Source organism: Streptomyces calidiresistens (assembly GCF_014141525.1).
GTDB lineage: Bacteria > Actinomycetota > Actinomycetes > Streptomycetales > Streptomycetaceae > Streptomyces > Streptomyces calidiresistens.
This window is the reverse complement of the sequence record NZ_VKHS01000385.1, coordinates 1-5,145: the sequence shown is the minus strand read 5'-3', so window position 1 is coordinate 5,145 and position 5,145 is coordinate 1. Positions and strand designations below refer to the sequence as shown.

Genomic DNA, 5,145 nt, shown 5'->3' with positions numbered 1-5,145 from the left:
CCCGCCCCGCATCACCCCGGCGCCCCGCGCCGACCACCTCAGCGAGGCGCAGCCGCGCCGGCACGGAACACCATCGAAAGGGACACCCTCATGACGCAGGCGGCCAAGGACCGCAAGGTCGTCCGGATCGCGATGAACGGCGTGACCGGCCGGATGGGCTACCGGCAGCACCTGGTCCGCTCGATCCTCGCCATCCGGGAGCGGGGCGGCGTGGATCTCGGCGACGGCCGGGTCATCTGGCCCGAGCCGGTCCTCGTCGGCCGCCGCGAGCACGCCCTGAAGGCGCTCGCCGTCACCCACGGCCTGGACCCGGAGACCGCCGTCTCCACCGACCTCGACGCCGTCCTGGCCGACGACTCGATCGACATCTACTTCGACGCCCAGGTCACCCTCGCCCGCGAGGAGGCGATCCGGAAGGCCATCGCCGCCGGCAAGCACGTCTACACCGAGAAGCCCACCGCCACCGGTCTGGACGGCGCCCTGGAGCTGGCACGGCGGGCGACCGCGGCCGGCATCAAGCACGGCGTGGTGCAGGACAAGCTGTTCCTCCCCGGCCTGCTCAAGCTCAAGCGGCTCATCGACGGCGGCTTCTTCGGCCGCATCCTGTCGGTGCGCGGCGAGTTCGGCTACTGGGTCTTCGAGGGAGACTGGCAGGAGGCCCAGCGCCCCTCGTGGAACTACCGCGCCGAGGACGGCGGCGGCATCACCGTCGACATGTTCCCGCACTGGGAGTACGTGCTGAACGAGCTGTTCGGCCGGGTGGAGAGCGTGCAGGCGCTGACCACCACCCACATCCCCGAGCGCCGCGACGAGCAGGGCAAGCCCTACACCGCCACCGCCGACGACGCCGCCTACGGCATCTTCCAACTGGAGGGCGGGATCGTCGCGCAGATCAACTCCTCCTGGGCGGTGCGGGTCAACCGTGACGAACTGGTGGAGTTCCAGGTGGACGGCACCGAGGGCTCGGCCGTCGCGGGCCTGCGCAACTGCCGTGTCCAGCACCGCGCGGTCACCCCGAAGCCGGTGTGGAACCCGGACCTGCCGGTCACCGAGCGGTTCCGCGACGACTGGCAGGAGGTGCCGGACAACGCCGAGTTCGACAACGGATTCAAGGCCCAGTGGGAGCTGTTCCTGCGCCACGTGGTGTGCGACGAGCCCTACACCTGGGACCTGCTCGCCGGTGCCCGGGGCGTGCAGCTCGCGGAGCTGGGCCTGCGTTCGGCCTCCGAGGGCCGGCGCCTGGACGTGCCCGAGCTGACGCTGTGACCCCCGCGCACGCCGCGCACACCGCGCACACCGTGCACCGCGAACCCGCCGCGCCCTGCGCGCTCCGCCTTCGAGGACTGACCCCGTGACGATTCTGCTGCCCGGCCCCGACGGGGCCCCGCACCCCTACGAGCCGCGCACCGAACCCGCGTCGCCCGCCCCCGCCGGCGGGCCGCCGGTCTCCCGCACGGTCTACTCGGCCGCGCACGTGGTGGCCGACCCGTTCGTCGACACCACCCCCGACGGCCCGGCCGCCGTGGACTGGGACGCCACCCTGGCCTTCCGCCGTCACCTGTGGTCGCACGGCCTGGGCGTCGCCGAGGCGATGGACACCGCCCAGCGCGGCATGGGCCTGGACTGGGCCGCCGCCGCCGAGCTGATCCGCCGTTCGGCCGCCGAGGCGAAGGCCGTGGGCGGCACCATCGCCTGCGGTGTGGGCACCGACCGGCTCACCGGCCCGGTGGCCGACATCGCGACGGTGCGGGCCGCGTACGAGGAACAGTTGGAGCTGGTGGAGGGGGTGGGTTCGCGGGCGATCCTCATGGCCTCCCGCGCGCTGGCCGCCGTCGCCCGCACCCCCGACGACTACCGGGAGCTGTACGGACGGCTGCTGCGGCAGGCGTCCGAGCCGGTCATCCTGCACTGGCTGGGCCCGATGTTCGACCCGGCGCTGGAGGGCTACTGGGGCAGCGCCGACCTGGACGAGGCGACCGAGACCTTCCTGTCGATCATCGCCGCCCACCCCGACAAGGTGGAGGGCATCAAGATCTCGCTGCTGGACGCCCGGCGCGAGGTCGAGCTGCGCCGTCGGCTGCCGAACGGCGTGCGCTGCTACACCGGCGACGACTTCAACTACCCGGAGCTGATCGCCGGCGACGAGCAGGGCTTCAGCCACGCCCTGCTGGGCATCTTCGACCCGCTGGGGCCGCTGGCCGCGCAGGCGGTGCGGGTGCTGGACACCGGTGACACCGAGGGGTTCCGGAAGATCCTGGACCCGACGGTGGAGCTGTCCCGGCACCTGTTCGAGGCGCCGACCCGCTTCTACAAGACGGGTGTGGTGTTCCTGGCCTGGCTCGCGGGCCACCAGGACCACTTCACGATGGTGGGCGGGTTGCAGTCGGCCCGCTCGCTGCCGCACCTGGTGCGTGCCTACCGGCTGGCGGACGGGCTGGGGCTGTTCCCGGATCCGGCCCTGGCCGAGGACCGGATGCGGCGCCTGCTGGCGGTGCACGGCTTCGACGGGGGTCCCCGATGAGCGCCCCGGAGCGCTTCTCCATCAACCAGATGACGGTCAGGCAGCTCTCCCTCCCCGAACTGGTGGAGGCGTGCGGGGAACTGGGCGTGACCCGGGTCGGGCTGTGGCGCGAGCCGGTCGCCGAGTACGGGTTGGAGGCCGCCGCGAAACTGGTGCGCGGGGCCGGCCTGTCCGTCAGCACCCTGTGCCGGGGCGGGTTCCTGACCGCCGTCGACGCGGCGGGACGGGCCCGGGCGCTGGCCGACAACCGGGCGGCGATCGACGAGGCGGTGGCGCTGGGCACCGACACCCTGGTGCTGGTCTCCGGCGGTCTGCCGGAGGGCAGCCGGGACGGCGACGCCCTGGCCTCCGCCCGGGGGCGGATCGGCGAGGCACTGGCCGAGTTGGTGCCGTACGCGGCGGAGCGCGGGGTGCGGTTGGCGATCGAACCGCTGCACCCGATGTTCGCCTCCGACCGGTGCGTGGTCTCGACGCTGGATCAGGCGCTGGAGCTGGCCGCACCGTTCCCGGCCGAGACGGTCGGGGTCACCGTGGACACCTACCACCTGTGGTGGGACGACCGGGTGGCCGACGACATCGCCCGGGCCGGTGCCGAGGGTCGGATCCACACCTTCCAGCTGGCGGACTGGATCACCCCGCTGCCGGCCGGGGTGCTCACCGGTCGGGGGCAGATCGGTGACGGCTGCATCGACATGCGCCGGTTCCGCGAGTGGGTGGACGCCGCCGGGTACACCGGACCGATCGAGGTCGAGCTGTTCAACGACGACCTGTGGGCCCGGGACGGCCGCGAGGTGCTGGCAGAGACGGTGGAGCGGTTCCGCGCGGCGATCTGAGCCCCTCGGGGACGGGTGAGCGACCGGGGCCGGTTCGCGGGGATCGGCCCCGGCCCCCCCATACGGCCCGGGTCGGGGACGGCCCGGGCCCCCCTGCCGCCCCCGGCGACTCCTCGGTCACGCGGGGTGAGAAACTTTCCGCAAAATAATACTCTCCGGTGTGCAACCCTTCCGTGCGGTCGCTGGTCGTACGGGGCATCGGGGGAAGCAGGAGGGGATCGAAGGGCCCGGATCACCGGGCCCTTCGGAGTTTCCGGGCGAAACCGCCCGTTCCGTTCGGCCCGCGGCGGTGGCCCCGGTGGACCTTGGAGGCGATCGGGACCCGGGTCGGCCGCAGCGTCCCGTCTGTCGGCCCGTACCGATACCGTCGGGGCATGTCGAACGGTGGCATGTCGGGCGGCGCGGTGCTGGAAGGCGTCCTGGAGCGCATCACCTACGCCAACGAGGAGAACGGCTGGACCGTCGCCCGGGTGGACGCGGGGCGCGGTGACCTGGTCACGGTGGTCGGCGCGCTGCTGGGCGCCCAGCCGGGGGAGTCGCTGCGGATGCGGGGCCGCTGGGGCAGCCACCCCCAGCACGGCCGCCAGTTCCAGGTGGACAACTACACCACGGTGCTGCCCGCCACCGTCCAGGGCATCCGTCGCTACCTGGGCTCCGGCCTCATCAAGGGCATCGGCCCGAAGACCGCCGAGCGGATCGTGGACCACTTCGGGACCGACACACTGGACGTCATCGAGGCCGACCCGAAGCGGCTGATCGAGGTGCCCGGCCTCGGCCCCAAGCGCACCGCGCTGATCGGCGCGGCCTGGGAGGAGCAGAAGGCCATCAAGGAGGTGATGGTCTTCCTGCAGAGCGTGGAGGTCTCCACCTCCATCGCGGTGCGGATCTACAAGGAGTACGGGGACGCCTCGATCACCGTCGTGCGCGAGGAGCCCTACCGGCTGGCCGCCGACGTGTGGGGCATCGGCTTCCTGACCGCCGACCGGATCGCCAAGGCCGTCGGCATCCCGCACGACAGCCCCGAGCGGGTCAAGGCCGGTCTGCGGCACGCGCTCTCCCTCTCCTCCGACCAGGGTCACTGCTTCCTGCCCGAGGAACGGTTGATCGCCGAGGCGGTCAAGCTGCTCCAGGTGGACACCGGCCTGGTCATCGACTGCCTGGGCGAACTCGCGGAGGCGGGGGAGGGGGTGGAGCGGCAGCGGGTGCCCGACCCGGAGAACCCCTCGGGAACGGTGACGGCCGTCTACCTGGTCCCCTTCCACCGCGCCGAGGTCTCCCTGGCCGCGCAGCTGCGGCGTCTGCTGGAGCACCCGGAGGACCGCCTGGCCGCCTTCGCCGAGGTGGACTGGGAGGTGGCCCTGGGGTGGCTGGCCAAGCGCACCGGCGCCGAGCTGGCGCCCGAGCAGCGGGAGGCGGTCCGGCTGGCGCTGACCGAGAAGGTGGCGGTGCTCACCGGCGGTCCCGGCTGCGGCAAGTCCTTCACGGTGCGCTCGGTGGTGGAGCTGGCCCGCGCCAAGCGGGCGAAGGTGGTGCTCGCGGCCCCCACCGGACGGGCGGCCAAGCGGTTGGCGGAGCTGACCGGGGCGGAGGCGTCCACGGTCCACCGGCTGCTGGAGCTCAAGCCCGGCGGGGACGCCGCCTACGACCGGGATCGGCCGCTGGACGCCGACCTGGTGGTGGTGGACGAGGCGTCGATGCTGGACCTGCTGCTGGCCAACAAGCTGGTCAAGGCGGTGGCGCCGGGTGCGCACCTGCTGCTGGTGGGGGATGTGGACCAGCTGCCCTCGGTGG

General features: G+C 72.9%; 4 protein-coding genes. All 4 read left to right on the top strand.

Annotated elements, in window-relative coordinates; genetic code table 11:
• The first annotated feature begins 90 nt into the window (after nucleotides 1-90).
• Complete coding sequence (locus FOE67_RS15955; RefSeq protein WP_182664824.1) at nucleotides 91-1,266, top strand: Gfo/Idh/MocA family protein; 1,176 nt, start codon at nucleotides 91-93, stop codon at nucleotides 1,264-1,266.
• 85 nt (nucleotides 1,267-1,351) lie between these two features.
• Nucleotides 1,352-2,521 carry a dihydrodipicolinate synthase family protein gene (locus FOE67_RS15950; RefSeq protein WP_182664822.1) on the top strand — a complete coding sequence of 390 codons (1,170 nt, stop codon included), beginning with the start codon at nucleotides 1,352-1,354 and terminating at the stop codon, nucleotides 2,519-2,521.
• Nucleotides 2,518-3,354, top strand: coding sequence for a sugar phosphate isomerase/epimerase family protein (locus tag FOE67_RS15945; protein ID WP_182664820.1), 837 nt, complete (start codon nucleotides 2,518-2,520; stop codon nucleotides 3,352-3,354). The genes FOE67_RS15950 and FOE67_RS15945 overlap by 4 nt, the downstream gene beginning before the upstream one ends.
• A 389-nt stretch (nucleotides 3,355-3,743) precedes the next feature.
• Nucleotides 3,744-5,145, top strand: a 1,402-nt coding sequence (gene recD2, locus FOE67_RS15940) for an SF1B family DNA helicase RecD2 (protein ID WP_182664826.1), incomplete at its 3' end; no start/stop codon positions are given.

Bases quoted from the DNA above. Each gene is read 5' to 3' on its own strand.
- FOE67_RS15955 (WP_182664824.1), top strand. From the start codon at position 91: ATGACGCAGGCGGCCAAGGACCGCAAGGTCGTCCGGATCGCGATGAAC.
- FOE67_RS15945 (WP_182664820.1), top strand. From the start codon at position 2,518: ATGAGCGCCCCGGAGCGCTTCTCCATCAACCAGATGACGGTCAGGCAG.